Below are 15,465 nucleotides of genomic sequence, written 5' to 3' on the forward strand. Positions count from 1 at the left end.
CGGTGTATGTCCGGACCAGCGCCGAAGTTCCGTGCCTCTCGGGGAAAAAGTGTGTGACACGCGCCACACAGTTGTCAGATGATCGCGGAGGAGAGTCTCGGCGCTCCGGCGAGGAGCCCCGCCAGGTCGGCAAACGTGCAGGTCAGAGCGCTTGTCCGAGGCTCTGCCCCAAGCTGACCAGCGAACGGCCGGTGTGCGCCGCGCGAACGAGGAGCGGACTTGGCCGATACCGGCCGCTGGGATACGCGCGGGCCAGCGCGGACAGCACCTCGACCACCAGGTCCGGGCCGATGCGATCCCCCCAAGCAAGGGGCCCGCGGGGGTACCCGGTCCCGAGCCGCATCGCGGTGTCGACGTCCGCGGCGCTCGCCTCACGCCGACTCACCAGGTCGACGGCCTCGTTGACGAGCATGCACAAGGTGCGGGCGACGATGAGTCCCGGCACGTCGTCGATGACGCTGACCGTGAGGCCAGCCGCCTGGAACAACCCGATCGCCTCGTCCAGGGTGGCAGGTTCGCACGTGTCGCTCGGGGCGAGACAGACGCGGGTCGCGGTGGCCGGGTCGCCCACCCAGTCCAGCGCCACGGCGTCACCGTCGAAGGTGGCGGGTTCGCCAACCGTCTCCAGGACGAGACCGCCGCTGGGTAGCTCGATGCCGTACGCAAGCTCGCCCTCGACGGTGTTCGTCTGGAAGGCGGCGTACCTCGACCTCTGGGGCGGCGCGCCACCCGCCTCGACCTCACTGGGCGCCTCGACGTCCGTGGGTGCCGCGACCTCGCCGGCCGAGGACGCGCTGGCACCGTCCCCACGAGGCACGGGCTCGCGAGGCGGGCCATCGCCCGACGGTGCGTCACCCTGGTCGCCCGCGGGGCTCGGGGGATGGTCGTCGCGCCCGTGCTGAGGGCGGGCCCGAATGCCGGCGGGTCCCGTGTCGTACCGCTCGACGCTCACGCCCGCGTCCGCGATCCGGTCGAGGAGGCCGTAGCAGACAGCGAACCCGCCGTGGTACACGACCCGCTCGGGTGCCGGACGGGGCTTCGCCGTGTGGGCGGCGGGCAGGTCCGAGCCGTCGTACGTGTACCAGCCCCGACCCGACTTGCGGCCGAGCCAGCCGGCGTCCACCAGCCGCTGTTGCGTGACGGAGGGGGAGTAGCGGGGGTCGCCGAAGGTCTGTTCCCAGATCGAGCGTGCCACCGCGAGGTCGACGTCGTTGCCGACCAGGTCGGCGAGCGCGAACGGGCCCATGGGGAATCCCGCGGCTTCGGTGAGGACCGCGTCGATCGTGGCGCAGTCGGCGCCACCTTCCTCCAAGACGGCCATCGCCTCGCCGTAGAAGGGGCGGGCGATCCGGTTGGCGACGAATCCAGGAGTGGAGGCGCAGCGGACGGGCGTCTTGCCCCACGCCCGCGCGGTCTGGACGACTGTCTCGACGACCTCGGGGTCCGTCGCCGCGCCGGCGGGCACCTCGACGAGCGCCATGAGCGGCGCCGGGTTGAAGAAGTGCATGCCGGTGACCCGCTGCGGTCGCCGGAGTCCCGCGGCGATGGCCGTGATCGACAGCGTCGACGTGTTGGTGGCGAGGATGGTGTCGTCCGCGCAGACCTGCTCCAAGGCGGCGAAGAGCTCCCGCTTGGCCTGCAGGTGCTCGACCACGGCCTCGATGACCAGGCCCACGCCGGCCAGGTCGGCCAACGTGTCGACGGCGCGCAGGCGATCCTTGGCGCGTCGCGCCTCGGCGGAGTCCATGCGGTTCTTGGCCACGAGACGGTCGAGTCGCGCGTGGATCCGCTCCACCCCGCGAGCCGCCGCGCCCTCCTGGATGTCGTACAGGCGAACCTCGTGGCCGGCGACGAGGGCAACCTGGGCGATGCCTGTGCCCATGGTGCCCGCACCGACGACACCGACGGGCGAGGAAAGGGGAAGTCCCGGCATGCTCCTCATCCTCGCCGACCACGCCCGAGCGTGCGCGGCGACGCGACGGTGCACAGCCACGCCGGTCCGTCAGCGAGCCCCGAGGGTCTCGCACCTCGCACAGGGTCTTCCGGCGAACCGGAGCGGCTGCCCGCCGTCGTCACGACAAGCCAGTCGTCACGGCAAGCCAACGGTGACGTCCGTCGGACGCGGGGTAGAAGAGTCGCGGGGTGGAAGACAGGTGAGCGGTGAGACCGCCCCGCCGGAGTGTGAGGACGGCCCGCCGGAGTGTGAGGACGAAAGGGAGCGCCGTGTCACCCGGAGCTTTCGAGGGGGCGTCCGGAACACCTCGGTGGACGTCGATCTGGCCGTGGCCGAAGTCCATGGACGGCGTCATTGCGGCGCCTGAGGTCTTCCGCGTCCTCTTCGAGAACGACCGGGTCCGCGTGGTCGAGGTCCACATCGAGGCGGGGCAGCGGGTCGCGGAGCACACGCACCGCCGGCCGAGCGTCGTGGTCGTGGAGCAGCCGGCGAGGCTGCGCTACCACGCCGACGTCCACTTCGCCGGTGACGTCGAGCCGGTGGCCATGGCCGGGGACCACTCCGTGGGTGACTCCCCTGGCGAGGCGGTCGCAGGTCTGCTCTGGTCGGACCCGGTGGGTCCGCACGTGGTGGAGAACGTCGACGACCACGCGTTCCACGCCGTTCGGATCGAGCTGAAGGACGTCCCCGGTGAGACCGCGCGCCGGCACGAGGCCGAGGTTTGATGTGCGACCGAGCTCTAAGCTGAAGGCGACGGCGGCCGTCTGGTCGCGTCGTTCGATCGCGCGCATCGCGCCACGTGTTCGGTGAGCGGAGGCCCACTATGGAGAAGCGACGGCTCGGACGCCTGGGACACCAGAGCAGCGTCCTCATCTACGGCGCGGCTGCCTTGGCCGAGGTCTCCCAGGAGGTGGCCGACCAGTCCATCCAGCAGGCCCTCGACGCCGGCATCAACCACTTCGACACGGCGGCGAGCTACGGCGAGTCGGAGCTGCGGCTCGGTCCCTGGATGCCGCGGATCCGGGACCGCATCTTCCTCGCCACCAAGACGGGTGAGCGGGAGCGGGAGGCCGCCTGGCGTCAGATCAACACCTCGCTCGAGCGCCTGCAGACCGACCGCGTGGACCTCATCCAGCTGCACGCGGTCGGCGACCTCGACGAGCTCGACAAGGTGACCGGCAAGGGCGGGGCGCTCGAGGCGGCGATTCGAGCTCGGGACGAAGGGCTCGTGGGTGCGATCGGCATCACCGGCCACGGGCACGAGGCGCCGGCGACCCACCTGGAGGCGCTGCGGCGGTTCCCGTTCGACACCGTCCTCACGCCCCTCAACTACGCGCTCGCCCGGGATCCGGAGTACTACAACGCCTGGCAGGAGCTGGCGGACGAGTGCCAGCGCGTCGACGCCGGGTTGATGATCATCAAGACGATCGCGCGCCGGACCTGGCCGGAGGAGGAGCACCGGTACACGACGTGGTACGAGCCGCTGGACGAGCAGGAGGCCGTCACCGCGGCGCTGGCCTGGGTGCTCTCCCATCCCCAGGTCACGGGGATCGCCACGGCGGGCGAGGTGCGGCTGCTCGGCATGCTCATCCAAGCCGAGAAGGACCGCGCGGACTGGACACCGGAGCGCGTTCAGCAGACGCTCGACTCGATCACGTCGTACTCGTCGCCGTTCGTGGCGATGCCTGCCTGAGGAATGCCTGCCTGACGAGTGCCGACCCGGGGAGGCTACTCGCAGCTGCCCGGGTCGGTGATCTGCGACTGCCTGATGATCTCGTCTAGCAGGTCGGTGGTGGCGTCGATGTCCCTGTCCTGGGCGGAACCCGCCGGTGAGTAGGTGAGGGTGACGAGCTGGGTTCCTTCCTCGAACATCGTGGCCAGGCGCCATTCGGTGCCGCGCCGGACCGCAAGGCGGCCGACCACGAGGCCGGTCCTCGTCGCGTCGACGGAGACGTCGTCGCCCTCGTCGCCCTGGACCAGCGTGCGAAGCTCGGACTCGGACGCCGGTGCCTCCTCGCCGGTGAGGTAGGTGCCCGTCACACGGAGACCGCCACCCCCCGTGGTCTCCGGCAAGGTGACCGCCCATCCGTCTCGGCTGCGGGTGGCCTGCCAGGAGGTGGGCAAGCCGAGCTGGACGACAGCGCAGGTCACTTGGAGACCACCGGTGGTGGTGTCGGAGTCCGACGACGCCTCACTGGGTTCGGTCGCCTGGGCCGTGCGGGGTGGCGGATCGGTCGGTGGCAGCTTCTTCAGGCTCGTCGGGTGGATCTGCTGGTTGCCGCAGCCGCTGGCGAGGAGGAGCAGGACACCCACGGCGAGGACGCGGGTCAGCGGTCCGCGCCCAATCCGACGTGTGCTGCTCGACATAGCGCGCCCCTCCCGATGTGCGATCGTGGCCAGGCGGCACTGTAGTCCGCGACGGGTGGTCGGGTTCGGTGGTGTCGGACCCACTCCCGCCCGCGGGGCCACGACGCCGACGTGTCAGCCCCCAACCCGTCGCGCCAGGTCCGCGAGGGCCGCCTCGAAGAGCGGCTCGGCGTCGCCGACCGCGTGGGCCAGGTGGCCGAACACTTCCATGGAGACCAGACCGTAGAGCCGAGTCCAGAACTCCAGCAGGACCGCGACGGCTTGGATGGGTGGCTCGCCGACGTCCAGCCCCACGTGGGCGGCCTTCGCGAGCAGCTGGTCTCGGTAGCCGCGCAGCTCGTCGCGAAGCCGCGGGGGCAGGTCGTCGTCGGGTGCGACGGGGAACGGTCGGGCGGCCCACAAACGCAGCAGCGTCTCCTCGAACACCCAGGCGAGCTCCAGCTCGGCGGCGCACACCTCGTCGTCGGTCGCGCTGCTCGCGGTGAGGAGGACGCGGCGGCCGGCGGGATGGGCGAAGGCGAGGTTGAACTCCTCGCGATGGTCGAGCGACCACTGGCGAAACCGCCGGCAGACGCCCAGCGCACGTTCGAGCGGGTCGGGGCCGAGCGTCTCGCGGTACTTGACCAGCTCGGTCGCCAGTTCCCGCGTGACCGACGCACAGGCGAGGTCGAGGAGACCGGAGCGTCCGTCCACATAGCGGTAGAGAGCGGGCGGTGTCACACCGAGCCGCTCGGCGACCGCTGCCATGGTGACGGCTGGTGCGCCTTCCGCGACGAGCAGGTCGCGCGTGACGGTGCCGATCTCGGTGAGCAGCTCCTCACGGCGTTGGTCTCGTCGGCTCAGCCGCGGGATGGCGTCCTCGGTGTCCTTCATGTCGTCGCGCTCTGCTGTCCTGGGGCAGCCCTGCCTCGTGGTCTGCCGTCCGGGCTTCGTGGTCCGTTCCTGGTCGTCACCCGTTCTTCGCTCCCGGATTCTCGCTCCCGGAAATGGTCTTCGAGCGTCGGAACGGTCTGCGAGCTTCGGGGGCTGACTCGTCCCGCCCCTCGATCGGGAGCTGTCCCGTGCGGTCCGCGAACCTCCCGTTGTTACGATCCTTAACAAAGTTTCGCATCGTAACGGTTGTCGAATAGTCGAAGGATGGCGATGCTCGCACGCTGGGCGGCTGTGGTCGTACGACGGCCGTGGTGGGTCCTCGGAGTCGCGTTCCTCCTCGCCGCGGTGGCCGGAACGGCGACGTCGGGTTTGACTGGCCGACTCGAGCAGGGCGGCTACGAGGTACCCGGGAGCGAGTCGGTGCGAGCGGCGGACCTCGCCGGCGAGGCTCTCAAGGACCGGCGCTCCGATGCCCTGGCCGTCTACACCGTGCCCCGAGGTCGCTCGGTCGACGAACCCGAGATCGTCGACGCCGTCCAAGCCGCCCTCCGCGAGCTGCCGCCGTCGGACGTCGCGGCGACCACCGGGTGGTGGGAGCAGCCCACCCTGCGCTCGGCCGATGGGCGGACCGGCGTGGTCTCGATCCGGCTGCGCGCCGACGAGCGGAGCGAGCAGCTGAGCGCGTGGCACGAGGTCGAGCAGCGCCTCCGCGGCGACGACGCTCGCGGGGCCGCGCACGGCGTGGACGGGCTCACCCTGCGCTTCAGCGGCTGGGCGCCGCTGGGTGCCGAGGTCAACGGCCAGACCGAGGCCGACCTGGTGCGGGCCGAGATGGTGTCGTTCCCCGTGCTGCTCGTCCTCCTGGTCGTGGTCTTCGGTGGGCTCGTGGCCGCTGGCCTGCCGTTGGTCGTGGGCGCAGTGGGGATCGTCGGGGCGCTGGGCGTGCTGTGGATCCTGTCCGGGATCACCGAGGTCTCGGTGTTCGCCATGAACGTCGTCACCCTGCTCGGTCTCGGTCTCGCCATCGACTACGGGCTGTTCGTCGTCAGCAGGTTCCGTGAGGAGCTGCGGCGTCGGACCGCGGCTCGGGCTGAGGCCAACGGCGCCGGCCCGTCCCGTGCCACCCGACGAGAGGTCGCCGAGGCCGTGACCATCGCGATGCGCACCGCCGGTCGCACCGTGCTGGTCTCCGGGCTCACCGTGGCGGCGGCGTTGTCCGGCCTCTTGGTCTTCCCGCACGGGTTCCTGCGGTCCATCGGCATGGGTGGGATCGCCGCGGTGGTGGTGGCCGCGATCGCGGCGCTCACCGTCCTGCCGGCGTTGCTCACCCTGTTGGGCTCTCGCGTCGACGCGTTGGCGTTCCGCCGCCAGCGACCCGAGACGTCGGAGGCACCGGCCGACGAGCGGGGATGGGGACGCGTCGGACGGGCCGTCATGCGTCGTCCCGCGATCGTCACCGTGGTCGTCGTCGGCGCGCTCGTGTTGGTGGGTACGCCGTTCCTGCGGGCCGAGTTCGCCGACTTCGACGCCTCGGTGCTCCCCAAGGACAACGAGGTCCGGCTCGCGACCGAGCACGTGCGCGAGCAGCTACCAGCGGTCGCGACGGACGGCGCGCAGGTGGTCCTCGTGGGCCGGGACGGTCAGGCGCCCGACGAGGCGGTCGTGCAGGCGTTCGCCGCCCAGGTCGCCGAGGTTCCCGGTGTCACCGGAGTCGCTCCCGCGGGGGCCAGTGGTGACGTGGTGGTCCTCGCCGTCCAGGTGGAGGACGACCCGCAGGGCGGTCCCCCGCGCGAGACCGTCACGAAGCTGCGTGACCTCCCGGAGCCCCGAGGAGTGGACGTCCTCGTGGGTGGCTCGACCGCCGCGCTCATGGACTCCCTCGACGCGATCGGTTCACGGCTTCCCTGGATGGTGGCTGTGCTGGCCGGCGCGGTGCTGGTCCTCCTCTTCCTGGCGTTCGGGTCGATCATCGTGCCCGTCAAGGCGGTCCTGCTCTCCGCCCTCTCGCTCACCGCGTCGTTCGGTGCGGTGATCTGGATCTTCCAAGACGGGCACCTGGCCGGTCCGCTCGGTGTGGAGCCGGGACCGATCGAGCCTTCCCTCCCCGTCCTCATGCTGGCCGTGCTCTTCGGTCTGTCCACCGACTACGAGCTCTTCCTGCTGTCGCGGATCGCCGAAGGCGTCCGCGCCGGACAGACGCCGAAGGACGCGGTGGTGCGCGGGCTCCGGCACACCGGCGGGCTCATCACCGCCGCCGCGCTCCTCCTCGCCGTCGTCGTGGGCGCCTTCGCGTCGAGCGGCCTGCAGTTCATGAAGCTGCTGGGGATCGGCATGCTCATCGCCATCGCCGTCGACGCGACGATCGTCCGAGGCCTGCTCGTCCCGGCGATCTTGGCCTTGCTCGGACGAGCCGCGTGGTGGGCCCCGCGACCGCTCGCTCGGCTGGCCGCGTCGGTGTCCCTCGAGCCGGACCAGTCACCCCGGCCCACGGGGGCCGGCGTGTCGGAGATGCCAGAGCCGGTCGGACCTCACCAGGGGTCGGAGTCCTGACGATATGGGGGCATCCTCGTCCTCCACAGGCCATCCAGAGACCTGTCCACAGTCCACAGGCTTGTCCACAGATGTGGATCGAACAGGTGTACGACACTGAGGCCTGTCGTCTCCGGTGACGCTGGGTAGGACCGCCGGTAGCATCGCTGGTATGAAGGTGAGTGTCAGCCTCCCGAAGGAGGACGTCGACTTCGTCGACGAGTACGCCGCCCGGGAAGGGCTGCCCTCCCGGTCCTCGGTCATCCACGAGGCGCTGCGGCTGCTGCGGCTCAGCGACCTCGAGCGCGACTACACGCGAGCCTGGGAGGAGTGGGAGAGCTCGCCCGAGGCCGACGGTTGGGACAACGACGGTTGGGACAACACCGTCGGCGACGGTCTCGATGCGTCGCGGTGACATCTACCTCGTCGACCTCGAGCCCTCGCGAGGGTCGGAGGCGAACAAGAAGCGTCCAGCGGTCATCGTGAGCAACGACGCCGCGAACCGCGCGGCCGAGAAGACCGGCCGCGGCGTCGTCACCGTCGTCCCCATCACCTCCAACATCGCGCGGGTCTACCCGTTCCAGGTGTTCATCCCCGCCTCCGGCTCCGGCCTCCACGCCGACTCCAAGGCTCAGGCGGAGCAGATCCGATCGATCTCCGTCGAGCGTCTCACGCGTCGGATCGGCAGCCTGCCCGCGCCGGTGCTGCGCGAGCTCGACAGCGCTCTGCGCACGCACCTCGCCCTGTGATCCGGGAGTCGCTGGTGACCTAGGCGGCCCAGACGGTCTTGATGTTGCAGAACTCCCGGATCCCGGCGGTCGACAGCTCACGTCCGAAGCCGGAGCGCTTCACGCCACCGAACGGCAGCTGCGGGTACGAGGTGACCATGCCGTTGAGGAACACCAAGCCCGCTTCGAGGTCACGGACGAATCTCCGTTGCTCGTGCTCGTCCCGGGTCCAGGCGTTCGCGCCCAGGCCGTACGGCGTGGCGTTCGCCAGGGCGATCGCCTCGTCGAGGGAGCGGACGCGGTAGAGCTGGGCGACCGGCCCGAAGACCTCCTCGTGGTAGATCCGCATCGCCGGGGTCACGTCGGCGAGGACGGTGGGTGGATACCACCAGCCGGGCTGGTCGGGCGTCTGTCCGCCGCAGAGGACCTTCGCGCCCCGGCCCACCGCCTCGGCGACCTGCTTCTCCACCGTGTCGCGACCGGACTCGGTCGCCAGTGGTCCGACGTCGGTCAGCTCGTCCGTCGGATCGCCGACGCGCAACGCTGACATCCGGTCCACGAACCGTTCGGCGAACTCGTCGTAGCACTCCTCGTGCACGATGAAGCGCTTGGCAGCGATACAGCTCTGTCCGTTGTTCTGACACCGTGCCCGGACACCGACCTCGACAGCCTGGTCCAGCTGCGCCGACGGCATCACGATGAACGGGTCGGAGCCTCCGAGCTCCAGGACGGTCTTCTTCACCTTGCTGCCGGCGATCGTCGCCACCGAGGCGCCGGCAGCGTCGCTTCCGGTGAGGGTGACGGCCCGCACCCGACGGTCGTCCAGGATGTCCGCGACCGCAGTGGCGGGAACCAGCAGAGCCGAGAAGGTGCCCGCGGGAAAGCCGGCCCGGTCGAAGAGCCGGTCGAGGTAGAGGGCGGTGCGCGGAACGTTCGACGCGTGCTTGAGCAGCCCGGTGTTGCCGGCCATCAACGCGGGTGCCGCGAACCGGATGACCTGCCAGACCGGGAAGTTCCACGGCATCACGGCGAGGATGGGGCCCAACGGCTGATAGGTCACGTACGCGCGGGTGGCCCCGACGTCGTAGGGCTCGTCGAGCGGCTCGTCGGCGAGGAAGCTCTCGGCGTGGGCGGCGAAGAAGCGGAGGGCGACGGCGCACTTGGTGATCTCGGCGCGGGCCTCCTTGGCGGTCTTGCCCATCTCGGTCGTCACCGTGGCGGCGAGCTCCTCCACCTCGGTGTCGAGGAGGTCGGCCGCGGCTCGGGTCCATTTGGCGCGCGTCTCGAAGGTCGTCGTCCGCAGGTCGTGGAAGGACTCGGCGGCCTGGATGATCCGACGCTCCACCTCCTCGGAGGAGTAGGGGTCGAACCGCTGCAGCGTCTGTCCGGTGGCGGGGTTGATGGTCGCGATGGTCATGGTTCGCCCCTCTCGGACGGCGGGCGTCCCCTTCCCCCCATCGTCGCGCGGAGCACTGCGTCGGACGACCGGTCGGACGACCTGACGCACCGCGTCGCTGGCTGCCGGACGCGGCCAACAGGTGATCTTTACAACGTTGAGCGCCGCGAATAGAACACAGCGGACACGGCTCGCGGGGCTGGCGCGGTCACGTCCGAGCGGCCACCAGGCGAGCTGGACGGCGGATCGAAGGAGATCGTCATGCGCACCAGTCGGCGGACCCACGGTCTGCTCGTGGCCGGCGTCCTCGGCGCCGCGCTCGTCGGGGCCAATCTCGCCGCGCCACCGACGGCGGCGGCACCCAGGCCTCCGGCGACGTCGGAGCCGTCAGCGACCTCGGGGCCCCGAGCGACGTACACGAACCACGTCACCCAGGGCTACTCCATCGACTTCCCTGACCCGGCGGTCATCCGCGGCAAGGACGGTCGCTGGTACGCCTACGCCACGGGCGGGCCGTTCGACGAGCAGGGGGAGCGATCGTCGTCGTACAAGATCGCGGTGTCGGACGACCTCGTGCACTGGGAGGACGCCGGACCGGTCTTCCCGGAAGGTCGTCGTCCGACCTGGGCGGCTCCGGGCACCGGTTTCTGGGCACCGGATATCCGCTACCTCAACGGCCAGTACCTGCTCTACTTCACGGTTCCCGACACGACGACGAGCAGCCAGGGCTTCGACCCCGCGATCGGCGTCGCCACCGCGCCGACGCCGGCGGGTCCGTGGACGCCGTCGGAGGAGCCGCTGATTCCCGCCAAGCCGCTCGGTGACGGCTACGACACGGTCATCGACCCGGCGATGTTCACCGACACCGACGGCACCCACTACCTGTACTACGGCGGGTACGGCACCGGCATCTGGGTGGTGAAGCTGTCCCCGGACGGGCTGCGTGCCGTCTCGGAACCCGTCCACGTGGCCTCGTCGCGCTACGAGGGGCCGAACGTCGTCAAGCGCGGTCGCTACTACTACCTGTTCGCGTCGTCGGCCAACTGCTGCGCCGGCCCGACCACCGGCTACACCGTCTTCGTCGGTCGGTCGACGAGCCCGCTCGGTCCGTTCGTCGACCGGCTCGGCGTTCCCATGCTCGCCAGCCGGTCCGGTGGGACACCGGTGATCGCGCCCAACGGCAACAAGTGGATCGGCACCGGCCACCACTCCGCCCTCCTCGACCTGAGCGGCGAGATGTACATGGCCTACCACGCGATCGACCGCAACGACCCGTGGCTCGACGTCCAGCCCGGCTTCACGATGCGGCCCATGAACATCGACCGGCTCGACTGGATCGACGGCTGGCCGATCGTGCGGGCCGGGCTGGGGGCGTCGGAGGATCCGCAGCCGGCGCCGATCACCCGAGGTGAGGTGGACGACCGGTTCGAGGACGCGTGGGCGACCGAGCGGACCTTCACCGCGGTCACCGGAACGCTGACGGTGGAGGGACCCGACGACGCCTCCGACTCGGGCCACTACGCCCGACTCGGCGGCGACGCCACCCTCGCGGTCACCAAGGTGCTGGGTCGCCCCGACGTCCGGGTCGAGGCCGACGTGCGGTCTGAGCGCGGCAGCGTCGGCGTGGCCGCCCGCGTCCACGGCACGGATGGCGTGTGGGCGGTCATCGACGCGGAGCGGCGGGAGCTGGTGCTCGAGGCTCGGAAGGGTGCGAGCGTCTGGCGGCGGAGCGCCCCGTTGCCTGCGGGATACGACGTCAGTGCCTGGCATGTCGTGGCGCTGGAGGCGCGGGGGAGGACGGTGACGGCCGACGTGACCGACGCACGGCTGAGCGATCCGTGGGCGACGGTCACCCTCGAGCTCCCGGCGGCGCTGCACCGGAGTGGCCGGGCGGGTCTGGTCGCCACCGGTGGTGGCGAGGCCGACAACTTCTCCGCGAACCGGCTGTACCAGCCGGTGACCCGGACCGTGCCCACGCCCCGCGTGGGTCCGGCGGACCCGGCCTACTCCGACGAGTTCGACGACGGACTCGACGGCAACTGGACCTGGGTGCGCGAGGACACCGCCGCGACCGTCGAAGACGGCCAGCTGGTGTGGCCGACGCAGACCGCCGACCTCGTGGGCACCGGAACGCCCGGACTCCTGCTGCGGTCGTCCATGCCGGACGGCGACTACGCGGTGGAGACGAAGCTGAGCATCGACCTCGGCGAGGACACGGTGCGCAACTACCAGCAGGCGGGTCTCATCGTCTACGTCAACGACGACGAGTTCCTCCGCTTCGACGTCGTCGCCGTGGGCCCGACCCGCATCACGGAGTTCGGCAAGGAGACGGTGCTGCTGGACCGCCGGTCGTGGGGCGGTGGGCTCGCCGGCGCACCCGGTGAGACGACGTGGCTGCGGCTGGTCCACACCCGGCACCCGACGACCAACGAGCACCTGTTCCGCGCCGCCTCCAGCACCGACGGCAAGCGGTGGACGTGGGGTCTCACCTGGACGCTGCCGGCGGACGCCGAGCCAAGGATCGGGCTGGTGTCACATGGCTCGACGCCGGAGACGACGGAGCAGTTCGGGCCGGCGGTCGCGCGGTTCGACTACTTCCGGGTCTCGCCACTGCGGTGAGTCCGTCGTGCCCCCACGCCGCGGGTGCTCTCGCCGGCGTGGGGGCACAGCAGTCGACGGTGAGGAGAGGAGAGTTCCGGTGAGCGCGTGGGAACCTGGCCCCGTCTACGCGGGCAACTTCCCCGACCCGTTCGTCCTCAAGGCTCCCGACGGCGCGGATGCCAGGTTCTACGCCTACGCGACGAACGGAGAGCTCGGCAACGTCCAGGTTCTCGCGTCCGACGACCTGCGGTCGTGGCGAGAGGTCGGCGACGGCATGCCGGAACTGGCCGCGTGGGTGGAGCCGGGCCGGACCTGGGCGCCGGAGGTGCTCCTCGTGCCGGACGGTCGCTTCGCGCTCTACTACACGGCGCGTCAGCGGTCCGTCGGTCGGCAGGCGATCGGCGTGGCCGTGGCGTCGTCACCGGAGGGCCCGTTCGTCGACAGCTCCGGCTCCCCGCTGATCAGCCAGCCCGAGGAGGGAGGATCGATCGACGCGAGCCCGTTCCGTGACGAGGACGGCACGACCTACCTGCTGTGGAAGAACGACGGCAACGCCGTCGGCCTTCCCACCTGGATCTACCTGCAGCGGCTCGCACCGGGCGACCCCACATCCCTCACCGGCGAGCCGGTCCGCCTCCTGCGCAACGACCAGCCGTGGGAGGGTCCGCTGGTGGAGGGTCCGTTCCTGTGGCGACGTGACGATCGCTACTACCTCTTCTACTCGGGAAACATGTTCGACCGGGCCGCCTACGGCGAGGGCTACGCCGTGGGGTCCGGCCCACTCGGCCCCTTCGTCAAGGCCGCGGAGAACCCCATCCTGGCCAGCCGAGACGACGTCGCCGGACCGGGCCACGCCTCGATGGTCGAGCACGCCGGTCGCACCTGGCTCGCCTACCACGGCTGGGTGCCGGGACGCGTGGGCCAGCCGCCGGGCCGGCAATTCTGGATCGACGAGGTCACCTGGGAGGACGACCGCCCGGTCGTCGTCCCAGGCCCGCGTGGATAGACGCCCGCAGGCCGCACCCCGACCGCTAGAACGCGTCCTCGGGCAGCGCCATGAGGTCGTTCGTCGTGCGCTCCACGATGGCACGCTCGACGGCGAGGCGCGGGAGGACCTCCGCGCAGAACCACCGGGCAGCGGCGACCTTGCCGGCGTAGAACCCGTCGTCGCGGCTGCCGTCACGCAGCCGGGCCAGCGCGACCTCGGCCTTGCGTAGCAGCAGCCAGGCGCAGACCAAGTCCCCCATGGCGAGCAGCAGCCGAGTGGTGTGCTGTCCCGCCTTGTAGATGGAGGTGGGGTCTCCGGCGTCTCCGCGGGCCTTCGCGGTGTAGTCCACCATCGCCGTGACCATGCCTTGCACGTGCTCGAGCGCCTGGCCGAGCAGTGCACGTTCGGACGCCAGGTCTGGGGTGCCGGTCTCGTCCTTGACGAACGCCATGATCTCCCCGGCTAGTCGGCGGAGCGCCCGCCCGTCGTCCCGCACGATCTTGCGGAAGAACAGGTCGAGGCCCTGGATCGCGGTCGTCCCCTCGTAGAGCGTGTCGATCTTGGCGTCGCGGACGTACTGCTCGAGCGGGTAGTCCGCCAGGAACCCGGAACCGCCCAAGGTCTGCAGGGACTCGGTGCCGAGCAGGACCCACGCCCGCTCCGAGCCGTACCCCTTGACCAGGGGGAGCAGCAGGTCGTTGAGCCGCTCGGCGTCAGCGTCGACGGTGCCGGCGTACTCGGCGAGCTCGACGGCGTCCTGCACGCTCGCGGTGTAGAGGACCAGGGCGCGCAGCCCTTCCGCGTAGGCCTTCTGCGTCATGAGCGACCGCCGGACGTCGGGGTGGTGGATGATCGTCACCCGGGGCGCGGTCGCATCGCCCATCCGGGTGAGGTCCGCACCCTGCACCCGTTGCTTGGCGAACTCGAGCGCGGTGAGGTAGCCGCTGGACAAGGTGGCGATCGCCTTCGTGCCGACCAGCATCCGGGCGTACTCGATGACCTGGAACATCTGCCGGATGCCGTCGTGGACGTCACCGAGCAGCGTGCCTACGGCGGGGTTCGCCGGGTCGGCCCCGAAGGTGAGCTCGCAGGTGGCGGAGACCTTCAGGCCCATCTTGTGCTCGATGTTGGTGGCCTCGACGCCGTTGCGCGCGCCGAGCTCACCGGTCTCGAGGTCGACGTGGTACTTCGGGACGATGAAGAGCGAGAGTCCCTTGGAGCCGGGGCCGCCGGCGCCTTCGACGCCGACGGGCCGGGCGAGCACGAGGTGAATGATGTTCTCGGTCAGGTCGTGCTCGCCGCCGCTGATGAAGCGCTTGACGCCCTCGATGTGCCAGGTTCCGTCTGGCTGGGGGTAGGCGCGGGTCCGCCCGGCACCCACGTCGGAGCCGGCGTCGGGCTCGGTGAGCACCATGGTCCCGGCCCAGCGGCGCTCGACCATGAGCTGGGCGAGCCGTCGCTGGGCGGGTGTGCCGTTCCGCCAGATCGTCGTCGCGAACCGCGGTCCCGCCGCGTACATGAAGACAGCTGGGTTGGCGCCCATGACCAGCTCCGACACCGCCCATCGCAGGGAGGGCGGACAGGGCTGGCCGCCTAGCTCCGGCGCGATGTCGAGGCGCCACCACTCCGCGTCCACCCAGGCCTGGAAGCTCTTCCGGAAGGACTCGCCGACGTGGACGCTCCGCGTCGCCGGGTCGTAGACCGGCGGCGTGCGGTCGCCGTCGGCGAAGGACGCCGCCACCTCGTGGCGGACGAGTCGGTCGACCTCGGCGAGGATGCTGCGCGCGGTCTCCACGTCGATGTCGGCGTACGGACCGGTGCCGAGGACGGCGTCTCGACCGAGGACGTCGAAGAGCGTGAACTCGATGTCACGGACGTTGCTCTTGTAGTGGCTCACGGCGGCTCCTTCGGGAGAGGTCCGGGAGGGCGACGCCGGTCGGGCGCAGGCTCTGCCGCGCGAGCCGGTCGACCGAAAGCTACCTGCCGGTAACCTTTGCTCGCTCATGGTGCGCCGCCGCTCCCGAGTAAG

General features: G+C 70.8%; 12 protein-coding genes. 7 read left to right on the forward strand and 5 right to left on the reverse strand.

Annotation, left to right across the window (positions count from 1 at the left end):
• Positions 1-142 precede the first annotated feature (142 nt).
• Entirely contained in the window at positions 143-1,933 is a 1,791-nt protein-coding gene (locus tag DFJ64_RS19900; protein WP_245941049.1) for a 3-hydroxyacyl-CoA dehydrogenase NAD-binding domain-containing protein, read from the reverse strand.
• 362 nt (positions 1,934-2,295) lie between these two features.
• Between DFJ64_RS19900 and DFJ64_RS10030 the strand changes: the two genes are divergently transcribed.
• Together DFJ64_RS10030 and DFJ64_RS10035 are read left to right on the forward strand one after the other, a co-directional pair.
• The gene (locus DFJ64_RS10030; protein WP_115850227.1) at positions 2,296-2,679 is read left to right on the forward strand and encodes a cupin domain-containing protein; all 384 of its coding nucleotides are present in this window, start codon (positions 2,296-2,298) and stop codon (positions 2,677-2,679) included.
• Between the two features lie 98 nt (positions 2,680-2,777).
• Positions 2,778-3,647: an aldo/keto reductase gene (locus DFJ64_RS10035; RefSeq protein ID WP_115850228.1), complete on the forward strand. Its 870-nt coding sequence runs from the start codon at positions 2,778-2,780 to the stop codon at positions 3,645-3,647.
• A 35-nt stretch (positions 3,648-3,682) separates the two neighbouring features.
• Here the strand turns inward: DFJ64_RS10035 and DFJ64_RS10040 are convergent, their stop codons facing one another.
• Both DFJ64_RS10040 and DFJ64_RS10045 read right to left on the reverse strand, forming a co-directional pair.
• The gene (locus DFJ64_RS10040; RefSeq protein WP_115850229.1) at positions 3,683-4,321 is read right to left on the reverse strand and encodes a hypothetical protein; all 639 of its coding nucleotides are present in this window, start codon (positions 4,319-4,321) and stop codon (positions 3,683-3,685) included.
• Between the two features lie 114 nt (positions 4,322-4,435).
• The gene (locus DFJ64_RS10045; RefSeq protein WP_115850230.1) at positions 4,436-5,194 is read right to left on the reverse strand and encodes a TetR/AcrR family transcriptional regulator; all 759 of its coding nucleotides are present in this window, start codon (positions 5,192-5,194) and stop codon (positions 4,436-4,438) included.
• Positions 5,195-5,458: 264 nt separating this feature from the next.
• Here DFJ64_RS10045 and DFJ64_RS10050 point away from each other — a divergent pair, with 264 nt between their 5' ends.
• The 3 genes from DFJ64_RS10050 to DFJ64_RS10060 all read left to right on the forward strand — a co-directional run bounded on the left by DFJ64_RS10050 (position 5,459) and on the right by DFJ64_RS10060 (position 8,472).
• Positions 5,459-7,744 (forward strand): MMPL family transporter, encoded by a 2,286-nt coding sequence (locus DFJ64_RS10050; RefSeq protein WP_115850231.1) that lies wholly within the window; start codon positions 5,459-5,461, stop codon positions 7,742-7,744.
• Positions 7,745-7,895: 151 nt separating this feature from the next.
• A complete protein-coding gene (locus DFJ64_RS10055; RefSeq protein ID WP_115850232.1) occupies positions 7,896-8,138 on the forward strand; it encodes a ribbon-helix-helix domain-containing protein in 243 nt (80 codons plus the stop codon).
• Entirely contained in the window at positions 8,125-8,472 is a 348-nt protein-coding gene (locus tag DFJ64_RS10060; RefSeq protein WP_115850233.1) for a type II toxin-antitoxin system PemK/MazF family toxin, read from the forward strand. Before DFJ64_RS10055 ends, DFJ64_RS10060 begins: the two co-directional genes overlap by 14 nt.
• A gap of 19 nt (positions 8,473-8,491) precedes the next feature.
• Here the strand turns inward: DFJ64_RS10060 and DFJ64_RS10065 are convergent, their stop codons facing one another.
• Positions 8,492-9,868 (reverse strand): NADP-dependent succinic semialdehyde dehydrogenase, encoded by a 1,377-nt coding sequence (locus tag DFJ64_RS10065; RefSeq protein ID WP_115850234.1) that lies wholly within the window; start codon positions 9,866-9,868, stop codon positions 8,492-8,494.
• Between the two features lie 240 nt (positions 9,869-10,108).
• Here DFJ64_RS10065 and DFJ64_RS10070 point away from each other — a divergent pair, with 240 nt between their 5' ends.
• Both DFJ64_RS10070 and DFJ64_RS10075 read left to right on the forward strand, forming a co-directional pair.
• Positions 10,109-12,466: a glycoside hydrolase family 43 protein gene (locus DFJ64_RS10070; RefSeq protein ID WP_115850235.1), complete on the forward strand. Its 2,358-nt coding sequence runs from the start codon at positions 10,109-10,111 to the stop codon at positions 12,464-12,466.
• Between the two features lie 79 nt (positions 12,467-12,545).
• On the forward strand, positions 12,546-13,454 hold the full coding sequence (locus tag DFJ64_RS10075) for a glycoside hydrolase family 43 protein (RefSeq protein WP_211310558.1): 909 nt from the start codon (positions 12,546-12,548) through the stop codon (positions 13,452-13,454).
• Between the two features lie 25 nt (positions 13,455-13,479).
• On the opposite strand, the gene DFJ64_RS10080 is transcribed toward DFJ64_RS10075, so the two are convergent.
• A complete protein-coding gene (locus DFJ64_RS10080; protein ID WP_115850237.1) occupies positions 13,480-15,333 on the reverse strand; it encodes an acyl-CoA dehydrogenase in 1,854 nt (617 codons plus the stop codon).
• Between the last annotated feature and the right edge of the window lie 132 nt (positions 15,334-15,465).

Source organism: Thermasporomyces composti, from assembly GCF_003386795.1.
Classification (GTDB): domain Bacteria; phylum Actinomycetota; class Actinomycetes; order Propionibacteriales; family Actinopolymorphaceae; genus Thermasporomyces; species Thermasporomyces composti.